Origin of the sequence: Streptomyces sp. NPDC093795 (assembly GCF_044764665.1) — a bacterium.
Classification (GTDB): domain Bacteria; phylum Actinomycetota; class Actinomycetes; order Streptomycetales; family Streptomycetaceae; genus Streptomyces.
Map to the genome: position 1 here is coordinate 89,397 of NZ_JBIWIO010000001.1, position 22,758 is coordinate 112,154.

Genomic DNA, 22,758 nt, shown 5'->3' on the forward strand with positions numbered 1-22,758 from the left:
GAACTCCTAGGCTCGGGAGAGAGGGCCATCGAGAGGACCGCGACCCCGCATGCCGGGAGGCAAAGCATGACCGTCGATCCGACCGAGCCGGACACGTTCACCGAGGAAGAGGTCGAGGTGCTGGACGAGGAGATCCCGGAGGCGGACGCCGCCGAACAGCACACCGAACTGCAGCAACGCGAGGACGAACCGCTCACCCATGTCGAGCGCGACTCGGCGAACGAGGCCGACGCGTCCGAACAGGCGCGCGTGGTCGCCCTGGACGAGGACGACTACCGCTGATTTGTTCGGTTTAATCTTGAAGCGACTGTCGACCTGGGCGTCCGGTCCGTGAAATTCTGCGTTCGCACCGCGCACAGCCGGGTTACCCAAAAGTACGATGGCCACGCGCGCGACAGCGCGTTATTGATCGATTTTGGGAGGCCGCGTGAGCGCCATCGAGCAGACAGAGGCAGCACGCCCTCGGGGCACGCGCCTGCCGCGACGTGCCCGACGGAACCAGCTCCTCGGCGCGGCCCAGGAGGTCTTCGTCGCCCAGGGGTACCACTCGGCCGCGATGGACGACATCGCCGAGCGCGCGGGCGTCAGCAAGCCGGTGCTCTACCAGCACTTCCCCGGGAAGCTGGAGCTCTACCTGGCCCTGCTCGACCAGCACTGCGAGTCCCTCCTGCTCGCGGTGCGCACGGCTCTCGCCTCCACCACCGACAACAAGCTGCGGGTCGCGGCCACGATGGACGCCTATTTCGCGTACGTCGAGGACGAGGGCGGCGCCTTCCGGCTGGTCTTCGAGTCCGACCTGACGAACGAGCCGGCCGTACGCGAGCGCGTGGACCGGGTGAGCCTCCAGTGCGCCGAGGCGATCTCCGACGTGATCGCCGAGGACACCGGCCTGTCCAAGGACGAGTCGATGCTGCTCGCCGTGGGCCTCGGCGGCGTCTCCCAGGTCGTCGCCCGCTACTGGCTGTCGAGCGAGTCCGCCATCCCCCGCGACAAGGCGGTCGGGCTGCTCACCTCGCTCGCGTGGCGCGGCATCGCCGGCTTCCCGCTCCACCCGGTGGACGGCCAGCTGAGCGCCGAGGGTCACTGAGCATTCCCGTCGGCTGTTCGCTCCTGGCGTGCGCCCACTGAACCGTGCGGGTCCCCTCACCGGGCTAATGTGTGCAGCGTACGGCGCGGGTATTCGCGCAACGCTGACCGTTCGGAGGGACATAGCCGTGGAGGTCAAGATCGGCGTGCAGCACGCACCCCGGGAGATCGTTCTGGAGAGCGGGCAGTCCGCCGAGGAGGTGGAGCGCGCCGTGGCCGACGCGCTGGCCGGCAAGGCGCAGCTGCTCAGCCTCTCGGACGAGAAGGGCCGCAAGATCCTGGTCCCGGCCGAGAAGATCGCGTACGTGGAGCTCGGCGAGCCCACCGTGCGCCGGGTGGGCTTCGGCACGCTCTGAGCCCAGGATCTACGGGGAAGGCCCGGTGGACCGTCTCGGTCCACCGGGCCTTTCGTATGCCCGCGGAGGGCACGGAGGGACGTACGGGAGGGTTGCGTTCCGGTGGCCACGGGTAGGTAGGGGGCGACCGCACCACCCGCCCCGCAGCCCCCGCGAGGTGATTCGTCTTGTTCCTGGAAGCCCTCGGTTCCGCCCTGTTCGGTTTCGCCCTGGCCTGGGCCGCCGTGCACCGGCTGCCCGACCGTCTCCCCGTCCGGGTGAGCGTCCTCGCCACCGGCACACTGGGCGGCGTCTTCGGCGCGCTCGTCACCCATGGGGCGCTCGGCCCCGGTCACTTCCTCGCCACCCTCATCGGTGCGGTGGCGGTGGCGGCGGTGCTGCTCTCGCTGCTGATCCGCCCGGCTTCGCGTCGCCGGCTGCGCCGATCAGCGGCGGCGTGAACAGCGCCGCACACCTTCTCCGTACGAACGGGTTCTCCGCTCGGACAGGCCTCAGGCGGCCAGACCGAGCGCGGCCATGCGCTTCGTGTGCGCCTCGGTGATCCGGGAGAACATCCTGCCGACCTCCGCGAGGTCGAAGCCGTCCGCCACACCGCCGACCAGCATCGTCGACAGCGCGTCGCGCTCGGCGACCACGCGCTGGGCCTGCGAGAGCGCCTCGCCCATCAGTCGGCGCGCCCAGAGCGCGAGCCGTCCGCCGACCCTCGGGTCCGCGTCGATCGCCGCGCGGACCTTCTCGACGGCGAAGTTGCCGTGGCCGGTGTCGTCGAGCACGGAGAGGACGAGCCCCCGGGTGTCCGAGTCGAGGCGGGCCGCGACCTCCCGGTAGAAGTCACTGGCGATCGAGTCGCCGACGTACGCCTTGACCAGGCCCTCCAGCCAGTCCGACGGCGCGGTCAGCCGGTGGAAGTCGTCGAGCGCCTTGGCGAAGGGCTCCATGGCGGCGGTCGGCTCGGCGTCCACGGCCGCGAGGCGGTCCCGCAGCTGCTCGAAGTGGTGGAACTCGGCCGAGGCCATCTTCGCCAGCTCCGCCTTGTCCCCGAGGGTCGGCGCCAGCTTGGCGTCCTCGGCGAGCCGCTCGAAGGCCGCGAGCTCTCCGTAGGCGAGGGCGCCGAGGAGGTCGATCACGGCGGCGCGGTACTGCGGCTCGGCGGCTGCCGTAGCCCAGTCCTTGGCGGCGATCCCGGTGGGCGTGGCGTTGTCAGGCGTCTCCATGGAGCGCAGAATAGCCCGCTCGCGGACCCGGCGAAGGTGCTGGTCAGTCAGTGTGACCGTGCCCTCATCACCATTTCTCCCAACACACATGCGCGATTCCGGGGTACAGTGATAAAGCGCCTGCTGAGTATGCGGACATGCCTTCGCACGTTCGGACGTATCCGGTGGGCCGACTCATGAATGAGGATGCCCGGTCGGTGGCCCGATCGGCTCCGGCCCGACAGCCCTTCCGGCGGACCCCGCGGAAGGGGTCACCCTCAGCGGTTCGACGCTCGAGCGACGGCAGTGGTCCCGTGCCACCCGGCAGTGATCTTCCCGATCCCACCGGAAGTGTCCCGGCACGGTACGACCCCCTTCGTTCGCCTCGCGCCGCGTCTCACAGAAGAGGCAGCACCCTGACTACGACTTTCCGAGACCTCGGAATCCTTCCCGAGACGGCCGAGGCCCTTGAGGCCGTCGGCATCGTCAACCCCTTCCCCATCCAGGAGATGACCCTCCCGGTCGCCCTCACCGGCACCGACGTCATCGGCCAGGCCAAGACCGGCACGGGCAAGACCCTCGGTTTCGGTCTGCCGATCCTGGAGCGCGTCACCGTCCCCATGGACGTCGAGGCCGGCCGGGCGAAGCCCGAGCAGCTGACCGACGCCCCGCAGGCGCTCGTCGTCGTCCCCACCCGCGAGCTGTGCCAGCAGGTCACCAACGACCTGCTGACCGCCGGCAAGGTGCGTAACGTCCGTGTGCTCGCCATCTACGGCGGCCGGGCGTACGAGCCCCAGGTCGAGGCGCTCAAGAAGGGCGTCGACGTCGTCGTCGGCACCCCCGGCCGCCTGCTCGACCTGGCCGGCCAGCGCAAGCTCGACCTCTCCCACGTCAAGGTCCTCGTCCTGGACGAGGCCGACGAGATGCTCGACCTGGGCTTCCTGCCCGACGTCGAGAAGATCATGAACATGCTGCCGCCGAAGCGTCAGACCATGCTGTTCTCGGCGACCATGCCGGGCGCGGTCATCGGCCTGGCCCGCCGCTACATGTCGCAGCCGACGCACATCCGCGCCACCTCGCCCGACGGCGAGGGCGTGACCGTCGCCAACATCAAGCAGCACGTCTACCGCGCGCACAACATGGACAAGCCGGAGCTGGTCTCCCGCATCCTCCAGGCCAACGGCCGCGGGCTCGCGATGATCTTCTGCCGGACGAAGCGCACGGCGGCCGACATCGCCGAGCAGCTGGAGCGTCGCGGCTTCGCCTCCGGCGCGGTCCACGGCGACCTCGGCCAGGGCGCCCGCGAGCAGGCGCTGCGCGCCTTCCGCAACGGCAAGGTCGACGTGCTCGTCTGCACCGACGTCGCCGCCCGCGGTATCGACGTCGAGGGCGTCACGCACGTCATCAACTACCAGTCGCCGGAGGACGAGAAGACGTTCCTCCACCGCGTGGGCCGCACCGGCCGCGCGGGCAACAAGGGCACGGCCGTGACGCTGGTCGACTGGGACGACATCCCGCGCTGGCAGCTCATCAACAAGGCCCTCGAACTGGACTTCAACGACCCGGTCGAGACGTACTCCTCGTCGCCGCACCTCTACGAGGAGCTGGACATCCCGACGGGCACCAAGGGCATCCTGCCCCGCGCCGACCGGACCCGTGCGGGTCTGGGCGCGGAGGAGCTGGAGGACCTGGGCGAGCCCGGCGGACGCCGTGCGCGCGGCCCGAAGGCCGACAAGCACGAGCGGACCGAGGAGCGCCCGGAGCGGACGCGGACCCCGCGTCAGCGCCGGCGCACCCGTGGCGGCGAGTCCGGCGACGCCCCGGCGTCGGCGGCCCCGGCCGTCGAGACGGTGACGGACGAGGCGCAGGCCGAGTCCGGCCCGCGCACCCCGCGCCGCCGCCGTCGCACCCGCGTCGGCGCCCCGGGCTCCGCGCCGATGCCGCAGGGCGTGCCCGTGGCGCAGTCGGCCCCGGCGACCCAGTCGGCTCCGGCCGCACAGGTCGCGCAGTCGGCTCCCGCGGCTCAGACGGCTCCGGTCGCGCAGGCCACTCGGGTCGGCACGTCGGCTCCGGTCGCTACGGCCACCCAGTCGGCTCCGGCCGCGCGGTCGGCCCGGGCGGCCAGGGTCGCTCCGGTCGCCTTCGTCGCCCCGGTCGAGGCCGCTCCGGCCCCCGCCGTTCAGGCGCCCGCCGCTCAGGCCCCCGCCGCTCAGGCACCGGCCGTTCAGGCGCCCGCCGCCGACGCCCCGGTGGCCGAGTCGAAGGCCCCGCGCCGTCGCAGCCGTACCGCCGCCCGTCCGGAGGCCGTGAAGGCCGCGCCCGTCTCCCCGGCCCCCGTGGCCCAGGAGCCGGCTCCCGCCCCGCGCCGCCGCCGGCCGCGTGTGGCCCGTCCGGTCGAGGACACCGTGTCGTTCCAGACGGTCGAGACCGCCGCGGCCGCTCTGCGCGCCGCGTCGGCGTCGGCCGCTCCGGTGGTGGAGGCCGCTCCGGCCGCCGTCGCCGAGGCCCCGGTGGAGGAGCCTAAGAGGGCTCCCCGTCGCCGTACGGCCAAGAAGGGCACCTCCGTCGCGGAGCCGGTCGCCGAGACCGTCGCCGCCGTCGCCGCCGCCGCCCCGGTCGTGGCCGAGCCCGTCGCGCCCGTCGCCGCGCCCGCCGCCGAGGTCACGGCCGAGGTGCCCGCGCCGCGCCGTCGCCGGGTGGTGCGGAAGGCCGCCGGTTCGCCGACGGTCAGCGCCCCCACCGAGACGGTGATCGTCGAGACGGCGCCCGCGCCGGTCGTCGAGGAGGAGCCGAAGAAGCCGGCCCGTCGCCGGGTGGTCCGTAAGGCCGCCGGTTCGCCGGCCGTCTCCACCTCGGCCGCCGAGACGCTGGTCATCGAGACGCCGGTCGCCGTCGCTCCGGTCGTGGAGGCCGCTCCGGCCCCCGCCGCCGAGGCCCCCGCCGCCGAGGCCCCCGCCGCCAAGGCCCCGGTCGCCGAGGTCCCGGTCGCCGAGGTCCCGGTCGAGGAGCCGAAGAAGGCCCCCCGTCGCCGTACGGCCAAGAAGGCCGTCGCCGCCACGGAGCCGGTCGCAGAGACCGTCGCTCAGCCGGTCGCCGAGACCGTCGAGGCGCCGGCCGCCGAGGAGGCCCCCAAGGCTCCCCGTCGCCGCGCGGCCAAGAAGGCCGTCACCGCCGAGGCGCCCGACGCTTCCGAGCCGAAGGCGCCGACGCGCCGCCGTACGACGAAGAAGGCCGCCGCCGAGCCGGTCGCCGAGGCCGCCGAGGCCGAGGCCCCGAAGGCCCCGCGCCGTCGCACCACGAAGAAGGCGGCGGCTCAGCCGGAGAGCTGATCCCGTCCGTCCTCACCGCTGCGGCCCGGCCCCTCACCAGGGGCCGGGCCGCAGCGGCGTTCCACCGGCCGCCCCGGCGCACGCCCCTCCGGTTACAGTCCAGATATGAGCAAGCCCCGGTCCCTCGTGCTCCCGCCCCGCACCCGCGCCCGCCCGCTGGTGACCGCTCGTGGTGACTTCGCCGTGCTCGACACGGAGCCGCTGGGCGAGCGGCGCGGGACGGTGCTGCTGCTGCCCGGGTACACCGGCAGCAAGGAGGACTTCCTGGCCCTCCTCGAGCCGCTGAGCGAGGCCGGGTACCGGGCCGTGGCGGTGGACGGGCGCGGTCAGTACGCGTCTCCCGGGCCCCGGGGCCGGGCCGCCTACCGGCGCCGGGCCCTCGCGCTCGACGCGGTGGCGCAGGCCGCGGCGCTCGGGGACGGACCCGTCCATCTGCTCGGTCACTCGTTCGGCGGCCTGGTGGCCCGGGGGGCCGCGTCGCTCGCCCCGGCGGCCTTCCGTACCCTCACCCTGCTCTCCTCGGGCACCGGCCGGGTCTCCCGGCCGCAGCGGATCCGGATCCGGGTGCTGCGTGTCGCGCTCGCGCTGCTGCCGAAGGAGCGGGTGTGGCAGGCGATGTGCTGGCTGGACAGCCGGGGCGAGGAACCGGACACGGACGACGCACCGGAGCTCGCGGGCTTCCTGCGGCGGCGCTGGATGCGGACCCGCACCCCCCAACTCGCGTGCGCGGGGCGGCTCCTGCTCGACCGCCGGGACGGTACGGCGGAGCTGACCGCGCTCCGGCTGCCGCTGCACATCGTCTACGGCTCGGACGAGATGGTCTGGCCCGTCGAGGACCTCGCGAGGGCGGCCGCCCGCACCGGCGCGCACCACACCGTGGTGGCGGGCGCCGGCCACTCCCCCAACGTGTCGCACCCGCGCGAGCTGACGGACCGGCTGACCGGCTTCTGGGAGCGGAAGGCCGCCCCCGTCGAGGTCAGAACTGCGCCTTGAGGTGCTGCCAGAAGCCGTCCCGCAGGGCGCGCCGGAGTGCGGCGTGGCCGCGCAGGGAGCGGCTGAGGAGTCGTTCCGCCTCGACGAGCAGGTCCTGGTCGACGGTCCCGGGGAGGTAGGGCGCGCCCGGCAGGAGTTCGGCGAGCCGGTCGCGGCCGCGTTCTCCGAGCCAGGTCGCCGCGATCTGGGCGCCGACGAAGCGCACCTCCTCGCGGGAGGGCGGCGGCTCGCCCTCGTTCTCGTACGTGGTGACGGGGCGGCGGGTGACGTACGGGCGGCAGAAGTCCAGCTCGAAGGTGCGCTGGCTGTCGACCTCCCAGAGGAGCGCCTCGGCCTGGTTGCGTCCCTCGGCGGCCTCGATGCCCCAGAGGTGGACGCGGGCCCCGTAGCCCTGGGCGGCCTCGACGGCCGAGACGAGGTCCTCGTCGCCGCCGACGAGTGCGGCGTCGCTGATGGCGCGGTGGCGGGCGAGGGACTCCAGGTCCGTGCGGATGAGGGAGTCGACGCCCTTCTGCTGGTTGTTGGCGTTGAGGTTGCCGAGGCGGACCTTGACGTCGGGGAGTTCGGCGATGGCCTGCTGCTCGGGGGTGTGGATACGGCGTCTGGCCCCGTCGTACCAGTAGACGCGGAGGAGTCTGCTGTCGGCGAAGATCGTGCGGGCCTTGTCGATGAAGGCCTCGATGAGGCCCTCCGCGTCGAGGTCGAAGGAGCGCCGGTCCTCGGTTCCCGCGACCAGCAACCCCGCCGCAGCATGGACGTAACCTGCGTCGACGAAGATGGCGTGGGTAGAGGGAGTCTTGGCGACCTCGGCCAGCATCCGCCGGAGGAGCTCGTTGGTGCGCTCCACGCGCGCGTCGAGGGCGCGGAGGCGGGCGTCGGTCTCGGTCACCTGTGGGGTGTCTGCGTCGTTCATACGGGGCTCATTGTCCGCCGTGGGAACCGTGGCCGCCACATCCTCCTACCGGTTAGTAGTTAGCCATCCGAAAAATTTCCTTAGCGTAAGGAATGTTTGCAGGATGCACGTCGTTGGACCCCTATGTAACGCAGTTCTCCACCAGGAGGATCAACTCAGACGAAGGGAGAAGCCCATGCGCTTCGAAATCCTGCGACTCGACGACATCGACGGCACGCCCGTCGACCGAACCGTCGTGGACGCCGCCTCCGTCAATCGGATCGTGCAGCAGGCCGCCTCGATCGGCCAGCGCATCTGGATCCGCCCCGCCGAGACCTCGGCCTCGTAACAGGCCAGGTCCACCCCACGCACCGCGCCCCCGCACGGACTTCGCAAGAGCGGAATCCGTACGGGGGCGCAGTGGTGTCCGGGGACGCCCGGGGTGTCCAGGGGCGTCCGGGCGGCGGCTCAGGCGTTCTGGATCACCTGGGTGACGCCGTTGATGATCTGCTGCACCGCAATGGCGGAGAGCATCATGCCGGCGAGCCGGGTGACCAGGACCACGCCGCCGTCCTTGATGACCCGGATGATCAGCAGCGAGTACCGCATGGTCAGCCAGAGCACGACGTGCATGGCGACGATGGCGGCCCAGACGGAGACCTGCGCGGCGGCGCCGTCGGCGTTCTGTACGGCGAGGATGACCGAGACGATCGCGCCGGGGCCCGCGAGCAGGGGCATGCCCAGCGGGACGAGGGCGACGTTCACGTCCTTGGTCTGCTTGGGCTCGTCGGTCTTGCCGGTGAGCAGGTCGAGCGCGATGAGCAGCAGCAGGAGACCGCCCGCGATCATCAGCGCGGGGACGGAGACGTGCAGGTAGGCGAGGATCTGCTGGCCCAGGATGCCGAAGACGGTGATGACACCGAAGGCCACGGCGACGGCCTGCCAGGCCATCCGGCGCTGCACCTTGGCGGCGCGGCCGGAGGTGAGGCCGAGGAAGATCGGGGTGATCCCGGGGGGATCCATGATCACGAAGAGGGTCAGGAACAGCGAGCCGAAGACGGCGACGTCGAACACGGTGGGGTGCCTTGCGGAGAGGTGGAACGGTGGGGTGTCGCCCACGCCGACGGAATGCGGGATTCCGGTGACAGGGCAGGGGGCGCGCCGCCGCCGCACGGCAGGGAGCCGTACGCGGGCGCGTGAAGGGTACGCGGGGTGGGCGGGCGCACCGTCGCACGGGCGGGGCGGCGGGCGCGGTGGCCTGCCGCCGGAGCGGTGGGACGGCGGGGTACGGGCGGAGGGCCCGGCCCGGGACTAGACGGAGGTTCCCCCCGCGCCGGGGACCGGGAAGGCCCCCGACGCGCGGCGGGTGATCTCGCCGTAGATCTCGGGGTCGGTCGTGTACTCGCCGAGGCGGCAGGTCTTGCGGCTGCCGTGGTAGTCGCTGGAGCCCGTGGCCAGCAGACCGAGCTCCTTCGCGAGACCGCGCAGCCGCGCGCGGGTCGCCTCGTCGTGGTCCATGTGGTCGACCTCGATGCCGTCGAGCCCGGCCTCGGCGAGCCGGGCTATCGAGGCCTCGGGCAGCACCTGGCCGCGCTTGACGGCGAGCGGGTGCGCGAAGACGGTGACCCCGCCGGCCGCCTTGACCAGGCGGATCGCCTCGACCGGGTCCAGCTCGTGCTTGCCGACGTGCGCCCGGCCGCCGTCGGCGAGCCACTCGGGCGTGAACGCCCCCGACACGTCCGGTACGACTCCGAGCGCGACGAGCGCCTCGGCGACGTGCGGGCGGCCCACGGAGCCGTCGCCCGCGATCCGGGCGACCTGCTCCCAGGTGACCGGGACGCCGAGCTCCTGGAGCTTGCCGACCATGGCACGCGCGCGCGGCACCCGGTCGTCCCGGACGAGCTCGCGCTCGGCGAGGAGCGCGGGCTCCAGGGGGTCGAAGAGGTACGCGAGCATGTGCAGGCCGATGCCGTCGACCCGGCAGGACAGCTCGGCCCCGGTGACGAGGGTCAGCCCCTCGGGCAGCGCCGCGATCGCCTCGGCGTGGCCGCGGGTGGTGTCGTGGTCCGTGAGCGCGACGACGTCCAGTCCGGCCGCGGCCGCGTTCCGTACGAGCTCGGCCGGGGTGTCCGTACCGTCGGACGCCGTGGAGTGGGTGTGCAGATCGATGCGCACGACGCGGTACTCCGGGGGCTCGGCACGGACGAGGGACGCTCCAGCATAACGGGCGATTCGAACACGCTTGTACGGGTCCACCGGGCCGACCGCCCCTGACCGCCGGGGCCGTCCGCCCAGCTCTGCCTAACCGAGCAGTCTCGGCGTCAGCGCCCCGCACGGCAGCAGCTCGACCTCGGCGCCCGCGTCCCGCAGGTCCGTGAGGACCAGTTCGTCGTACATCAGGAGGCCGGACTGCTCGGGCCAGACGATGGCCCACAGCCAGAGGCCCCGCGCCTCGCCCGCGAAGACCGCGCGGTCGTGGGGCGTGCCCTTGACGTGCCAGAGCGGGGTGGGCCGTCCGGCGGCGAGCACCTTCGTCTGCGGGGGTTTGTCGATGGCCATGCCGGGGCCGGGATCGGGGCCGTCGATGCCGGCGTACCGGGCGCCGAGGCCGACTCCGAGTTCCTCCGCGATGAGCAGCAGCTCACCGAGGCCGCCGAGCGGTCCCGGTCCCGAACAGGCGACGGCGGTCGCGCGTCCGCCGCTGCGGTCGTCACCGGCGTACGCGACTCCGGTGAAGAGCCAGCCGACGGGCAGGGGCCACGGCATCCACACCGGCACCTGCGACCTGTGCACCACGACGCCGAGGGCCTCGACGCTGGGCGGGATCACGGGCTGGAGCGGGTGCACCGCGCCGTGCACGTCGCACTGCCAGGAGTCGGCGAACAGCCCGGGCGCCCTGACCCGGCCACCACACTTCGGACAACTGGGTTCGCCCCTCATAGGGCTCAACGGTCCTACCCCTCGGGCCCGGCGTCAAGGACGGCCACCGATGATCACCCGTCCGGCCCGAGCCCTTCACCCTCGGTCGCCCCTGGCGCACCGTCGCTCACTCCAGACCCACGGCCGATCGGCCCAGGCCCAGTCCCAGGCCCAGGCCCACGGCCCGGCCGGCCCGAGGCCCAGGGCCCGGTCAGTCCAGGTTCACCGACCTGCGCAGCGGATCGCGCAGGTCCGTCCCCCGCGCCAGCCAGCGCTCCTCCAGCGCCTGCGCCCCGTGCACCCGCTTCCACGCGGCCTCGTTCGCGGTCATCGGGAGCAGCGGCAGGAAGCGCACCGGGTCCATCGGGGCGTCGAGCTCCAGGTCCTCGACGAGACCGCCCGGACCGGCGACCAGGACCGAGCTGAATGCGGCACCCGGCCAGAGCGGCTCGCCGACGTCGAGCGAGGCGCCGGCGGCCACGATCACGCCCTCGACCTGGGGGGTGGAGGCGAGGACGGCGAGCGGTCGCAGCACCTTGTCGGTGTCGGCGAGCCCGCCCCGTACCGTCAGGACGAGCTCCGCGCGCGGGCCCTTCACCGGGTCGGCGAGCGCGGCCGTCGGATCGGCCATCGGCTGCGCCGACATGCCGAGGGTCGCGTACCGCACGAGGTCGCCGTCGACGAAGCGGAGCACCTCGATCCGGTCCGTGCCGAGGAATGTCACCGCGGCCCGCGCGTCCGGTTCTCCGAGCGCCGTCCGCAGCCGGGCCTCGACCAGAGCAAGAACTTCTCCCATGGGTTGAGCATAAAGCGCGTATGGAACGGGCAAAGGAAGGGATTGACCCTCAGTCGGCTGATAGTCTTGGCCGCTGGTCAGGAGTCCCGAACTCCCGACTACTCGTCACACGTCATCCCTCACGAGGGACCGGCCGGAGGAGGTGGGGCTGCGATGGACCGAAGTCGGTCGGGCAGTACCAGCCGCTCTTCCGCCCCGCACCCGAGCCCGGTGCGTACGACTCTCCGGTGATTCCGGCCCGTACCCCTCCCGTACGGACTCCGCTCCCCGGCATCTCGCACGACGGAAGAGCATCTCGCCTTTGCCTGTCTGTAGCGAACGCCGTCACCGCGATCCCTCGGTGCCGCCCGCTTTGTGGACGACGTAACTCCACGTCCCCATTCCGGGCTGTGCCACGTTCGCCGGCGGCCTCTCCGTTAAGGAGCACGCCCATGTCGATGATCCGTGACCTGCGCGCAGCCGTCCGCCCGAGCCTGCGGCACCCCCTGCGCAAGACCCCCACCACGTACACCTCGTACGACCCCACCCGCGACCACTCGGCCTCCAGCGCCGTCGTCGACTGCGCCGTCTACCGCGACGGGCAGCGCATCGACGACAGCGAGTGCCTCACCCCGCGCGGCGCGATGCGCCAGGTGCGGGAGAGCGGCGGCTTCACCTGGATCGGTCTGCACGAGCCGACCGAGGCCGAATTCGCCGGTATCGCGGCCGAGTTCGGGCTGCACCCGCTCGCCGTCGAGGACGCCGTCCACGCCCACCAGCGGCCCAAGCTGGAGCGGTACGACGACACCCTCTTCACCGTCTTCAAGACCATCCACTACGTGGAGCACGCCGAACTCACCGCGACCAGCGAGGTCGTGGAGACCGGCGAGGTCATGTGCTTCACAGGACCCGACTTCGTCATCACCGTCCGGCACGGCGGGCAGGGCTCCCTGCGCAACCTCCGGCACCGCCTCCAGGGCGAACCCGAGCTGCTCACCAAAGGCCCCTCGGCCGTGCTGCACGCCATCGCCGACCATGTCGTCGACGGCTACATCGCGGTCGCCGACGCCGTCGAACTCGACATCGACCAGCTGGAGATCGACGTCTTCTCGCCGGCCGCGAAAGGCACCACGCGCGGTACGGACACCGGCCGGATCTACCAGCTCAAGCGTGAGGTACTGGAGTTCAAGCGGGCCGTCACCCCGCTGCTCCGCCCCATGCAGCTGCTCAGCGAGCGGCCGATGCGGCTCGTCGACCCCGACATCCAGAAGTACTTCCGGGACGTCGCCGACCACCTCGCCCGCGTCCAGGAGCAGGTCGTCGGCTTCGACGAGCTCCTCAACTCGATCCTCCAGGCCAACCTGGCGCAGGCGACCGTCGCGCAGAACGAGGACATGCGCAAGATCACCTCGTGGGCGGCGATCGTCGCCGTCCCCACGGCGGTCTGCGGCGTCTACGGCATGAACTTCGACCACATGCCCGAGCTGCACTGGAAGTACGGCTACCCGATGGTGCTGACCGGCATCATCGCGGTCTGCTTCACCATCCACCGCACCCTCAAGCGCAACGGCTGGCTGTAGCCGGCTGACGTTAGGCTTCGGGCCATGACCGAAGAGCTCTTCCTCGTCGAGGAGGCCACCAAGAAGTCCGGCCTCGTCTGGGTGCGCGGCACCGGGCCCGCCCGCGCGCTCTGGCACGTCTGGCACGACGGCGCCGCGTGCGTCGTCGGCGACGGCCCCGGCGAGCAGCCGCTGCCGGGGCTCCTCGACGGCGGTACGGCCGAGGTGACGGTCCGCAGCAAGGACAAGGGCGGCCGGCTCGTCGCCTGGACGGCAGCCGTACGCGAACTCGTCCCCGGCACCGAGGAGTGGGACGCGGCCGTCGCCGAGCTCAAGGGCAAGCGGCTCAACGCGCCCGACGGCGAGGCCATGACGGGGCGCTGGGCGCGCGAGTGCCGGGTGCTGCGGCTCGAACCGCGCGAGGCGACCACGGAGCTGCCGGACGGCTCCCTGGCCGCCGTACCGCTGCCCTCCGCGGCCACGACCCGCGACGCCGTGCCGGGCGGGCTCCCGAAGCTGCTGCTGAAGCGCCGTCGCCGGTAGGGCGTCCTACGTCCGGGGCAGCTGCTTGCCGTAGTCGAGGGTCTCCTCCTTGGACGGAGCCGTGAGCGGGAAGTCCTTGTTCCACTCGGAGAGCACCACGACGCCCGCTCCCCCGCCCCGCGCGAACTGCAGCGGGTACGGGGAGCCCTCGAGGGCCACGTCGAGGGTGCCGCCCTCGCCGCCCTCGCCGCCCTTGACCTTGACCGTACGGACCCCGCCGATCTGGTCCCGGTCGCCCTTGACCTTCTCGCCGTGCAGGCCGATGAGGCCGTCGAGGAGCAGACCCATGTCGGTGAAGCCGCGCAGCTGCTTGTACGCGGGGTCGCCCTGCGGCACCTTCACGTACATGTCGTCGAGCTTGTCGGCGGCCTCGGTGTCCGCCTCCGTCGGCTCGCTGCCGCCCTGGGCGTCCTCGTGCGCCCAGAAGTCCGCGTCGGCCTTCAGGTAGAGCGCGTCGCCGACCCGGAGCAGCTCGAAGGTGCTGTTCTTCGTCGTCACCGAACCGCTGGCGCCGTCCTGCTTGAGCCGCATGTTCAGCTTGAAGGTGTCGCCCTTGCTGACCAGGGTCCCGGCGAGCCGTACCGCCTTCGCCGTGTCCGCCACGGAACGCGCCTTGCCCTCGATCTCGGGCGCGGAGAGCTTCCCGACCCCGTTGGTCCCCTCGTCCGGGTCGGCGGCGCAGGCCGTGAGTCCCACCGTCAGTCCGGCGCAGAGCGCCAGGGGCGTGACAGCCCTGCGGATACGCGATGACGGGGAACGGACGGTCATCTGCGCTGCCTCTCGTGTCGTGGGGGGACGGCGGCGGGCCCGGGGGCCCGTGCGGACTGCGGGGGCCGGGCGGGGAGACTACCGCGTTCCCGGCCCGGCGGAACGGCCGGGTCCGGTGCTGGAGCCGATGGGGGGGAACGGCAGCTCGCAGCGTACCCGGGCCGGCTGCCGGACCCGGCGGCAGCCGTACGGGGGCGCCTGCCGGGGCGGGGCGGAACGGCGGCGGCAGCCGTACGGGGGCGCCGCCAGGGCGGCGCGGAACGGCTCGGGCTAGCCTGAACCCGGCAGAGCTCTGTTCAGGACTCGAATCGTGCGGCACCGAGGAGGCGCGTGGCATGGCGGCAGGCGCCCCCCGGATCTTCGTCTCCCACCTCGCGGGGGTCCCCGTCTTCGACCCCGTCGGCGACCAGGTCGGCCGGGTCAGCGACCTCGTGGCCATGCTGCGGGTCGGCCGCCGGCCCCCGCGGCTGCTCGGCATGGTCGTGGAGGTCCTCAGCCGACGCCGGGTGTTCGTCCCCATGACGCGGATCACGGGCGTCCAGTCCGGCCAGGTCATCACCACCGGCGTCGTCAACATGCGCCGATTCGAGCAGCGCCCCACCGAGCGGCTCGTCCTCGGCGAACTCCTCGACCGGCGGGTCCGGCTCGTCGGCCCCGGCGGGCAGGAGGGCGAGGAGGTCACCGTCCTCGACGTCGCCATCCAACAGCTGCCCGCCCGCCGCGACTGGGAGATCGACAAGGTCTTCGTCCGGCGCGGCAAGGGCGGGGCGCTGCGCCGCAAGGGCGAGACCCTGACCGTCGAATGGTCGGCCGTCACCGGCTTCTCCCTGGAGGAGCACGGGCAGGGCGCCGAGAACCTCGTCGCCACCTTCGAGCGGCTGCGTCCCGCCGACGTCGCCAACGCCCTGCACCACCTCTCCCCGAAGCGGCGTGCCGAGGTGGCGGCGGCACTCGACGACGACCGGCTCGCCGACGTCCTCGAAGAGCTGCCGGAGGACGACCAGATCGAGATCCTCGGCAAGCTGAAGGACGAGCGCGCGGCCGACGTCCTGGAGGCGATGGACCCCGACGACGCGGCCGACCTGCTGTCCGAGCTGCCCGAGGAGGACCAGGAGCGGCTCCTCACGCTGATGCGGCCGGACGACGCGGCCGACGTGCGCCGGCTCCTGGCGTACGAGGAGCGCACGGCGGGCGGTCTGATGACGACCGAGCCGATCGTGCTGCGGCCCGACGCCACGGTCGCGGACGCGCTCGCCCGGGTCCGGCAGCAGGACCTGTCCCCGGCGCTCGCCGCTCAGGTGTACGTGTGCCGGCCGCCGGACGAGACGCCGACCGGCAAGTACCTGGGCACGGTGCACTTCCAGCGGCTGCTTCGCGATCCGCCGTTCACGCTGGTCAGCTCGCTCGTGGACAGCGATCTGCCGCCGCTCGGCCCGGACACCCCGCTGCCCGCCGTCACGAGCTATCTCGCCGCGTACAACATGGTGGCGGCGCCCGTGGTGGACGAGGGCGGTTCGCTGCTCGGGGCGGTCACCGTCGACGACGTACTCGACCATCTGCTGCCGGAGGACTGGCGGGAGACCGAGTTCCACGAGGAGGAGGCGGGGCATGGCGGCTGAACGCACGCAGGACAGGGAGCGCGAGCGGGAGCGGGACCGCTCGGGTCCCCGCATCCGGCTGGACCTGCCGCGCGAGCGCCGGGCGAGGCTGCTTCCGGAGTACGACCCCGAGGCGTTCGGGCGCATGTCGGAGCGGATCGCCCGGTTCCTCGGCACGGGCCGGTTCCTCGTCTGGATGACCCTGACGATCATCGTCTGGGTCCTGTGGAACATCTTCGCCCCGGCCCCGCTGAAGTTCGACGAGTACCCGTTCATCTTCCTGACGCTCGCGCTGTCCCTCCAGGCGTCGTACGCGGCACCGCTGATCCTGCTCGCCCAGAACCGTCAGGACGACCGGGACCGGGTCAATCTCGAACAGGACCGGAAGCAGAACGAGCGGTCGATCGCCGACACCGAGTACCTGACGCGGGAGATCGCGGCACTGCGGATGGGCCTCGGCGAGGTCGCCACGCGCGACTGGATCCGCTCGGAACTCCAGGACCTCATCAAGGAGCTGGAGGAGCGCCGGGATCTATTCCCGTCCGGTGACACCCGTGGAAGTGACGTACCCGACCGTTGACAGGCCTTTCATGGCCCGGTGGTCGGCGCCGTACCATCGTCGGTATGGCTATGGAAGACGCGGTGCTCGAAGCACTGGCGACGGTGAACGACCCCGAGATCAACAAACCGATCACTGAGCTCGGCATGGTCAAGTCGGTGGAGATCGAACCGGACGGCAGGGTCGCCGTCACGGTCTACCTGACCGTCTCCGGTTGCCCGATGCGCGAGACGATCACCCAGCGGGTGACCGATGCCGTGTCCGGCGTCGAGGGCGTCTCCGGCGTCGACGTCTCGCTCGACGTGATGAGTGACGAGCAGCGCAAGGAGCTGGCGGCGGCGCTGCGCGGCACGAGCGCCGAGCGCGAGGTCCCCTTCGCGAAGCCCGGCTCGCTGACCCGGGTGTACGCGGTGGCCTCCGGCAAGGGCGGTGTCGGCAAGTCGTCCGTCACCGTGAACCTGGCCGCGGCGATGGCCGCGGACGGGCTGAAGGTCGGTGTCGTCGACGCCGACATCTACGGTCACAGCGTGCCGCGGATGCTGGGCGCGGACGGCCGTCCGACCCAGGTCGAGAACATGATCATGCCGCCGTCGGCGCACGGCGTGAAGGTCATCTCCATCGGCATGTTCACCCCGGGCAACGCCCCGGTGGTGTGGCGCGGCCCGATGCTGCACCGCGCGCTCCAGCAGTTCCTCGCGGACGTGTACTGGGGCGACCTGGACGTCCTCCTGCTCGACCTGCCCCCGGGCACCGGCGACATCGCGATCTCGGTCGCGCAGCTCGTGCCCAACGCGGAGATCCTGGTCGTCACCACCCCGCAGCAGGCCGCGGCCGAGGTCGCGGAGCGGGCCGGCTCGATCGCCGTCCAGACGCACCAGAAGATCGTCGGCGTGGTGGAGAACATGGCGGGCCTGCCGTGTCCGCACTGCGACGAGATGGTCGACGTGTTCGGCTCGGGCGGCGGCCAGAAGGTCGCCGACGGCCTGACGCAGACCACGGGTGCGACGGTCCCGGTCCTCGGCTCGATCCCGATCGACGTACGGCTCCGCGAGGGCGGCGACGACGGCAGGCCGGTCGTCCTCACCGACCCCGACTCCCCGGCGGGCGCGGCGCTCCGCGCGATCGCCGGCAAGCTCGGCGGCCGCCAGCGCGGCCTCTCGGGCATGAGCCTGGGCATCACACCGCGCAACAAGTTCTGAGAAGAGGGCGCCCCCGCGGGGGCGCCCTTCCTCGTTCTACGTCCTCCTGCGCCCTACGCGTACGCGTCGAGGTCCTTGATCTGCGAGAACCCGAGCCCGTACGCGCTCATGCCCCGCCCGTACGCCCCGATGTGGACCCCCGCCGCGGACCCGGCGAGGACCCAGCCGAACTCCGTCTCCCGGTAGTGGAAGGGCATCGGCTCCCCGTCCACCGGCAGCGACAGCGTCGACCAGGGCGGTCCTTCGAGGTCGTCGGCGAGCTCGAAGGCCGTCTCGGTCTGCTGGTCCAGCCAGTTGTCCCGCGTCGCGTGGTCGAGCGAGGCGGGCCAGGTGTGGACGAGCAGGCCCGAGCCTGCCAGCCAGGCGGCCGAGGAGACGGTGGTGGCGTCGAGGACGCCCGTCCCGTCACCGGACCGCCGTACCGGGCTCGCCGCGACCGTCACGACGACCGCGAACCGCTCCTTCTCCGTGGCGCTCGCATCCGACTTTATGGACGGCGTGTCGCCGTGCCCGGTGGACCCGTGCTGCACGCTGCCGTCCGCCGCCGTACCGACCTGCATCAGCCAGCGGGGCCCGGTGAACGCCTCGTCGAGGCCGTACCAGGCGAAGGGAGCCGCCAGGTAGCCCTCGGCGGTCCGCCGGGCCGTGGGTACGCCCTCCACCCGACTCGTGGTCTCCATCTCGGCCGCCTCCTCGTTCCGTCAACAGAAGGGAGGATAGCCACCGCGACGCGTCCGGTCGGTGACAGCCCGTCGTCAGGTCGCGTCGGAGTCGTACGGCGGACGCTCTCCGGTGTCCGGCTTGTCCTGCTTCTTCAGCAGGTCGGGCGAGGAGCCGTTGACCGCGGCGGGAGCGGCGGCGGAGGCGGCGGCAGCGGCGCTGTCCCGGCCGTGAACGGCGTCGGCGACGTCGTTCATCTCCTTCTTGAGGTCGAAGCTGCCGCGCAGCTCCTTGAGCTCGCGCAGGTCCTCGTTCTGCTCCATCTGCTTGCGCAGATACGTCTTGGGGTTGAGGTCCTCGAACTCGAAGTCCTTGAAGTCCGGGCCCAGTTCGCTGCGGATGTCCTCCTTCGCGCTGTCCGAGAAGTCACGGACCTTCTTGACGAAGCGCGAGACGTCCTGGATGACCTTCGGGAGCTTGTCCGGCCCGAAGACGAGCACGGCGAGGACCACGAGCGCCACCAGCTCGAGTGCGCCTATGTCGCTGAACACGTAGTAGCTCCTTCATGCCGGTCAAGGGCCCGGTCCACGGTACCCGCCGAAACCGCCGGACGGGTACCTCCCGGTGTCCGCCACATGGCACTCAGGTGCCCTGCGAGGAGCCGAGCGTCAGCGTCTTCGTCAGCTCTTTGCCACCGCGGGTCAGGGTGAGCTCGAGGCGGTCGCCGGGACGGTGGGCGCGGATCTTCACGATCAGTTCCTCGCCGTTGTGGACCCGCTGGCCGTCGACCTTGGTGATGACGTCGCCGGGCCGGAGGCCCGCCTTGGCCGCCGGGCCGCCGGGCGTGACGGAGGCGGCGCCGTCCTTGCCCTTCTCGCCGACGCGGGCGCCGTCGCCGTTGAACTGCATGTCGAGGCTCACACCGATGACGGGGTGGGTTGCCTTGCCGGTGTTGATGAGTTCCTCGGCGACGCGCTTGCCCTGGTTGATCGGTATGGCGAAGCCGAGGCCGATGGAGCCGGGCTGGCCGCCGGTGCCGCCGTCACCGTCGCCGGAGCCGCCGGCGGCGCGGATCGCGCTGTTGATGCCGATGACCCGGGCCTTGGCGTCGAGGAGCGGGCCGCCGGAGTTGCCCGGGTTGATGGGGGCGTCGGTCTGGAGCGCGTCGACGTAGCTGATGTCGCTGCCGTCGCCCTTCTCGCCGCCGGCGGTGATCGGTCGCTCCTTGGCGCTGATGATCCCGGAGGTGACCGTGTTGGAGAGGTCGAAGGGGGCGCCGATGGCGACGACGGGGTCACCGACGCGGACGTTGTCGGAGTTGCCGAGCGGCAGCGGCTTGAGGCCGGAGACGCCGGTGACCTGGACGACGGCCAGGTCGTAACCGGTGTCCTTGCCGACGATCTTGGCCCGGGCGGTCTCGCCGCTGGAGAAGGTCACCGAGATGTCCTCGGAGGACTGGGCCGAGTCGACGACGTGGTTGTTGGTGAGGATGTGGCCCTTGGTGTCGAGGACGAAGCCGGTGCCGGTGCCGGACGAACCGCCGCCCTTGACGTGCAGGGTGACCACGCCGGGCAGGGCGCTGGCCGCGATCCCGGCCACGCTCTCGGGGGCGCGGTCGGTGTCCCCGGCGTCCGCCTGGGGCAGCTCGACGGTGGTGAGCCCGCCGTTCCGCTCGACGTACGCGCCGATCCCGCCGCCGATGACACCGGTGACGAGCGCGAAGACGAGCGCACCCGTGACGGCGAGCCCCTTGCGGGACTTCTTCGCGGGCGCGGGCGGCAGCCCGGCCCCGCCGGCCCCCCAGGGGTCGTACTGCACCCAGGGCGCACCGGCGGCCTGGGGATGCGGCTGGGGGTGGGGCTGGGGCTGCGGGTGGGGGTGCGCCTGGGGCGGTACGGGGGGTACGTGGGCCTGCTGCGGCGGTACGGGCGCCGGCGGGCGCTGTACGGGCGGTGCGGGCGCCCAGGGGCCCGGCTCGCCGTAGGGCGGCGTCCGGTACTCGTCGGGGGCGTGCAGGGGCCCCGGCGCGGGCTGCGCGGCCGCCGGGGGCTCGGGGGGCCCGGCAGGAGCAGGGGCGGCGGGCTCGGCGACCGGCGCCTCGGCCGCCGGGGCGGGAGGCTCGCTCTTGGTCAGGAGAACGGCGGGCGCGGCCTCGGGCGTCGCCGCCGTATCCGTCACGTCCGCGACATCCGCCGCATGCGCCGCATCCGTGGCGCTCGTTGCGTCGGTCACATCCGTCACCTCCGCCGCGACTGGGGCGGCCGGCGGCTGCGGCGCGGGCAGGGGGAAGTCACCGTCATCGGCGCCACCCCCGGCGGAGTGGTCGGTGACGTCGCCGGTCGGAGGCGGCGAGGGTATCCGCGCCGCCTCCGGTGTGCTCGAAGGCCGGCTCCACCAGTTCGGCTTCCCGTTGTTCATGCTCTCCCCGCAGCCCGCTGACCCGTCCGCGCCCCTGGGTCGGGCGCCCGTGTCCCTGGATTCAACCAGGTCGCGGGTCAGCGGTGGGAGCCGAGCGGCGCGGACATCGGGCTCGGCGCCGGGCTGGGCCCGGGGGCGAAGGCCAGTTGGAGGGCCGGGCCCGTGGGGCGTATGAACGGCGAGAGCGGGAGGAGCGACTGCGGATCGGACCTCTGGAGCCGTACCGCCGACAGCGGCGGCGCGGCGGAGCGCACCGCGTCCGGGGGCACCGCTCCGGCCGGAACCGTGCCCGCGGGGGCCGCGGGGGCCGTGCCGTAGTTCCCCGTCGCCATCGGCCCGTGCGGGGCCACCGGCCCGTGCGGCATCACCGCCGGAGCGCCGAGAGACAGCGGAGTCACCGGAGTCGCCTGGCCCGCGTCGACGGACTGGGCGCCGGTCCGCTCGCCGGAGCGGGCGCCCCGGGTGACGGCCGTACCGCCGCCGGGTCCGCCCGTGACACCTGCGCGCAGCGGGGTGACCGCGGTGCCCGAGCCCTGGCCGCCGCGCCCGCTCGCGTTCACCGAGGATTCGAGGGGCAGGGTGCCGCCGAGGGCGATGGCCGCGAAGGAGACCGCGCTGGCCGCCGCGAAGGCGAAGCGCCGCCCGCGCCCGGAGGTTCCACGGTCGCCGACGTCGTGGATGCGGAAGCCGGTGCCCGGGGGGTGCGGGGTGACGACCGCCGCCGTGGCGAAGCCGTCGGACCTCACTCCGCCTGCGTCAAGCAGTTGTTCGAGGGGGCCTCTCGGGCCTCCGGGGGCTCCCGGCTCGCCGGGGCCTCCGGGGAGGCCTTGGAGACGGGCGAGGAAACCCTCCGAGGGCGGCGGGGGCGCGGCGGAGGCGAAGACGCTCTTGAGGGTCCGCTGCGCGTCGGCCTCCGCCTTGCAGCGGGCGCAGGTCGCGAGGTGGGCGAGGACCCGCTCGCGGGCGTCGTGGCCCAGCTCGCCGTCGACGAGGGCGGCCAGCCGGTCCCCGAGGTGGTGTTCCGCGGGGGTCGGTGACGACGGACGTGTGCCGCTCACGCTGTCCCTGCCTCCCATCCGACGGAGGCCAGGGCACGCTCCGCCCGTGCCTCGGGCGAGCGGTGCTTGAGGGCCTTGCGCAGGTGGGAGCGCCCGCGGTGGATCCGGCTGCGGACGGTGCCGAGCTTCACGCCGAGGGTCGCGGCGATCTCCTCGTACGACAGTCCTTCGATGTCGCAGAGGACGACCGCGGCGCGGAACTCGGGCGCGAGGGTGTCCAGGGCCTGCTGCACGTCGGCGTCGAAGTGCGTGTCGTTGAAGACCTGCTGCGGCGAGGGCTCGCGGCTGGGCAGTCGCTCGGCGGCGTCGTCGGCGAGCGCGTCGAAGCGGATGCGCTGCTTGCGGCGGACCATGTCGAGGAAGAGGTTGGTGGTGATGCGGTGGAGCCAGCCCTCGAAGGTGCCCGGCGTGTACGTCGACAGCGAGCGGAAGACGCGGACGAAGACCTCCTGGGTGAGGTCCTCGGCGTCGTGCTGATTGCCCGTGAGGCGGTAGGCGAGGCGGTAGACCCGACCACTGTGCGTGCTGACGATCTCCTCCCATGTGGGAGGGGTCCACGCCTGCGATTCCGCATCCGATGCGAAGGTCGCGGTGGTGGGAGCGGAGTCGGTGGTGCGGAAACGGTCAGCGGTGTCGGTCACGGATTTCGGCTCACCCGCCGACCTGAGAAGACGCCGAAGCACTCCTCCCCGATCCCCAGGCGCAGCCGCACCTCCCCTGTCGGCTCTGGTGGTGTCCAGTGGAGCCCCTACCATAGCCACCTCGCCCGTTAGCTCCGGATAAGAATCTTTACGCGAATTTGGGACCCGGTCGCCCGGCTGTCCCCGATCGCTTCCTACCCCTGGTGAACGCA

General features: G+C 72.5%; 24 protein-coding genes. 12 read left to right on the forward strand and 12 right to left on the reverse strand.

Going from position 1 to position 22,758, the window contains the following annotated elements; genetic code table 11:
• The first annotated feature begins 66 nt into the window (after window positions 1–66).
• The 4 genes from ACIRB7_RS00400 (at window position 67) to ACIRB7_RS00415 (ending at window position 1,882) form a co-directional block, all read left to right on the forward strand.
• Window positions 67–282 (forward strand): hypothetical protein, encoded by a 216-nt coding sequence (locus tag ACIRB7_RS00400; protein WP_403590202.1) that lies wholly within the window; start codon window positions 67–69, stop codon window positions 280–282.
• Between the two features lie 145 nt (window positions 283–427).
• On the forward strand, window positions 428–1,087 hold the full coding sequence (locus ACIRB7_RS00405; RefSeq protein WP_073809023.1) for a TetR/AcrR family transcriptional regulator: 660 nt from the start codon (window positions 428–430) through the stop codon (window positions 1,085–1,087).
• A gap of 127 nt (window positions 1,088–1,214) precedes the next feature.
• Window positions 1,215–1,442: a DUF3107 domain-containing protein gene (locus ACIRB7_RS00410; RefSeq protein ID WP_403590205.1), complete on the forward strand. Its 228-nt coding sequence runs from the start codon at window positions 1,215–1,217 to the stop codon at window positions 1,440–1,442.
• Between the two features lie 167 nt (window positions 1,443–1,609).
• Window positions 1,610–1,882 (forward strand): hypothetical protein, encoded by a 273-nt coding sequence (locus ACIRB7_RS00415; RefSeq protein WP_403590208.1) that lies wholly within the window; start codon window positions 1,610–1,612, stop codon window positions 1,880–1,882.
• A 51-nt stretch (window positions 1,883–1,933) separates the two neighbouring features.
• Here ACIRB7_RS00415 and ACIRB7_RS00420 read toward each other — a convergent pair whose 3' ends face one another.
• On the reverse strand, window positions 1,934–2,656 hold the full coding sequence (locus ACIRB7_RS00420) for a ferritin-like fold-containing protein (RefSeq protein WP_351217038.1): 723 nt from the start codon (window positions 2,654–2,656) through the stop codon (window positions 1,934–1,936).
• Between the two features lie 488 nt (window positions 2,657–3,144).
• On the opposite strand from ACIRB7_RS00420, the gene ACIRB7_RS00425 reads away from it, so the two are divergent.
• Window positions 3,145–5,964: a DEAD/DEAH box helicase gene (locus ACIRB7_RS00425; protein WP_403590211.1), complete on the forward strand. Its 2,820-nt coding sequence runs from the start codon at window positions 3,145–3,147 to the stop codon at window positions 5,962–5,964.
• Between the two features lie 105 nt (window positions 5,965–6,069).
• Entirely contained in the window at window positions 6,070–6,957 is an 888-nt protein-coding gene (locus tag ACIRB7_RS00430; protein WP_403590214.1) for an alpha/beta fold hydrolase, read from the forward strand.
• Here the strand turns inward: ACIRB7_RS00430 and ACIRB7_RS00435 are convergent.
• Window positions 6,941–7,870 (reverse strand): NYN domain-containing protein, encoded by a 930-nt coding sequence (locus ACIRB7_RS00435; protein ID WP_403590217.1) that lies wholly within the window; start codon window positions 7,868–7,870, stop codon window positions 6,941–6,943. The two genes, ACIRB7_RS00430 and ACIRB7_RS00435, sit on opposite strands and share 17 nt — an antisense overlap.
• 175 nt (window positions 7,871–8,045) lie before the next feature.
• On the opposite strand from ACIRB7_RS00435, the gene ACIRB7_RS00440 reads away from it, so the two are divergent.
• Window positions 8,046–8,198 carry a hypothetical protein gene (locus ACIRB7_RS00440; protein WP_086024648.1) on the forward strand — a complete coding sequence of 51 codons (153 nt, stop codon included), beginning with the start codon at window positions 8,046–8,048 and terminating at the stop codon, window positions 8,196–8,198.
• A gap of 119 nt (window positions 8,199–8,317) precedes the next feature.
• Here ACIRB7_RS00440 and ACIRB7_RS00445 read toward each other — a convergent pair whose 3' ends face one another.
• The 4 genes from ACIRB7_RS00445 to ACIRB7_RS00460 form a co-directional block, all read right to left on the reverse strand.
• Complete coding sequence (locus tag ACIRB7_RS00445) at window positions 8,318–8,923, reverse strand: MarC family protein (RefSeq protein WP_403590220.1); 606 nt, start codon at window positions 8,921–8,923, stop codon at window positions 8,318–8,320.
• Window positions 8,924–9,160: 237 nt separating this feature from the next.
• Window positions 9,161–10,024, reverse strand: a complete 864-nt coding sequence (locus ACIRB7_RS00450) for a PHP domain-containing protein (protein ID WP_403590223.1) — start codon at window positions 10,022–10,024, stop codon at window positions 9,161–9,163.
• Between the two features lie 126 nt (window positions 10,025–10,150).
• The gene (locus ACIRB7_RS00455; RefSeq protein WP_403590225.1) at window positions 10,151–10,789 is read right to left on the reverse strand and encodes a DUF6758 family protein; all 639 of its coding nucleotides are present in this window, start codon (window positions 10,787–10,789) and stop codon (window positions 10,151–10,153) included.
• A gap of 190 nt (window positions 10,790–10,979) precedes the next feature.
• Window positions 10,980–11,564, reverse strand: coding sequence for a suppressor of fused domain protein (locus tag ACIRB7_RS00460; protein ID WP_403590228.1), 585 nt, complete (start codon window positions 11,562–11,564; stop codon window positions 10,980–10,982).
• 431 nt (window positions 11,565–11,995) lie between these two features.
• On the opposite strand from ACIRB7_RS00460, the gene ACIRB7_RS00465 reads away from it, so the two are divergent.
• Complete coding sequence (locus tag ACIRB7_RS00465; protein WP_403590231.1) at window positions 11,996–13,123, forward strand: magnesium and cobalt transport protein CorA; 1,128 nt, start codon at window positions 11,996–11,998, stop codon at window positions 13,121–13,123.
• A 24-nt stretch (window positions 13,124–13,147) separates the two neighbouring features.
• Window positions 13,148–13,645, forward strand: coding sequence for a hypothetical protein (locus ACIRB7_RS00470; protein ID WP_403590234.1), 498 nt, complete (start codon window positions 13,148–13,150; stop codon window positions 13,643–13,645).
• 6 nt (window positions 13,646–13,651) lie between these two features.
• On the opposite strand, the gene ACIRB7_RS00475 is transcribed toward ACIRB7_RS00470, so the two are convergent.
• The gene (locus tag ACIRB7_RS00475; RefSeq protein ID WP_403590237.1) at window positions 13,652–14,413 is read right to left on the reverse strand and encodes a hypothetical protein; all 762 of its coding nucleotides are present in this window, start codon (window positions 14,411–14,413) and stop codon (window positions 13,652–13,654) included.
• Between the two features lie 335 nt (window positions 14,414–14,748).
• On the opposite strand from ACIRB7_RS00475, the gene ACIRB7_RS00480 reads away from it, so the two are divergent.
• Genes ACIRB7_RS00480 through ACIRB7_RS00490 form a run of 3 tightly spaced genes read left to right on the forward strand, consistent with a single transcriptional unit; the run spans window position 14,749 to window position 17,769 of the window.
• A complete protein-coding gene (locus ACIRB7_RS00480) occupies window positions 14,749–16,032 on the forward strand; it encodes a magnesium transporter MgtE N-terminal domain-containing protein (protein WP_403590240.1) in 1,284 nt (427 codons plus the stop codon).
• Window positions 16,022–16,591, forward strand: coding sequence for a DUF1003 domain-containing protein (locus ACIRB7_RS00485; RefSeq protein ID WP_403590243.1), 570 nt, complete (start codon window positions 16,022–16,024; stop codon window positions 16,589–16,591). The genes ACIRB7_RS00480 and ACIRB7_RS00485 overlap by 11 nt, the downstream gene beginning before the upstream one ends.
• A gap of 44 nt (window positions 16,592–16,635) precedes the next feature.
• A complete protein-coding gene (locus tag ACIRB7_RS00490) occupies window positions 16,636–17,769 on the forward strand; it encodes an Mrp/NBP35 family ATP-binding protein (protein ID WP_403590246.1) in 1,134 nt (377 codons plus the stop codon).
• Window positions 17,770–17,822: 53 nt separating this feature from the next.
• Here ACIRB7_RS00490 and ACIRB7_RS00495 read toward each other — a convergent pair whose 3' ends face one another.
• The 5 genes from ACIRB7_RS00495 to sigE form a co-directional block, all read right to left on the reverse strand.
• Window positions 17,823–18,449 (reverse strand): hypothetical protein, encoded by a 627-nt coding sequence (locus tag ACIRB7_RS00495; RefSeq protein ID WP_403590249.1) that lies wholly within the window; start codon window positions 18,447–18,449, stop codon window positions 17,823–17,825.
• 75 nt (window positions 18,450–18,524) lie between these two features.
• On the reverse strand, window positions 18,525–18,980 hold the full coding sequence (locus tag ACIRB7_RS00500; RefSeq protein ID WP_403590253.1) for a sec-independent translocase: 456 nt from the start codon (window positions 18,978–18,980) through the stop codon (window positions 18,525–18,527).
• 91 nt (window positions 18,981–19,071) lie between these two features.
• Window positions 19,072–20,847: a S1C family serine protease gene (locus ACIRB7_RS00505; RefSeq protein ID WP_403590256.1), complete on the reverse strand. Its 1,776-nt coding sequence runs from the start codon at window positions 20,845–20,847 to the stop codon at window positions 19,072–19,074.
• Window positions 20,848–20,924: 77 nt separating this feature from the next.
• Window positions 20,925–21,905, reverse strand: coding sequence for an anti-sigma factor family protein (locus ACIRB7_RS00510; protein ID WP_403590259.1), 981 nt, complete (start codon window positions 21,903–21,905; stop codon window positions 20,925–20,927).
• On the reverse strand, window positions 21,902–22,660 hold the full coding sequence (sigE, locus tag ACIRB7_RS00515) for an RNA polymerase sigma factor SigE (protein WP_073809068.1): 759 nt from the start codon (window positions 22,658–22,660) through the stop codon (window positions 21,902–21,904). Before sigE ends, ACIRB7_RS00510 begins: the two co-directional genes overlap by 4 nt.
• Between the last annotated feature and the right edge of the window lie 98 nt (window positions 22,661–22,758).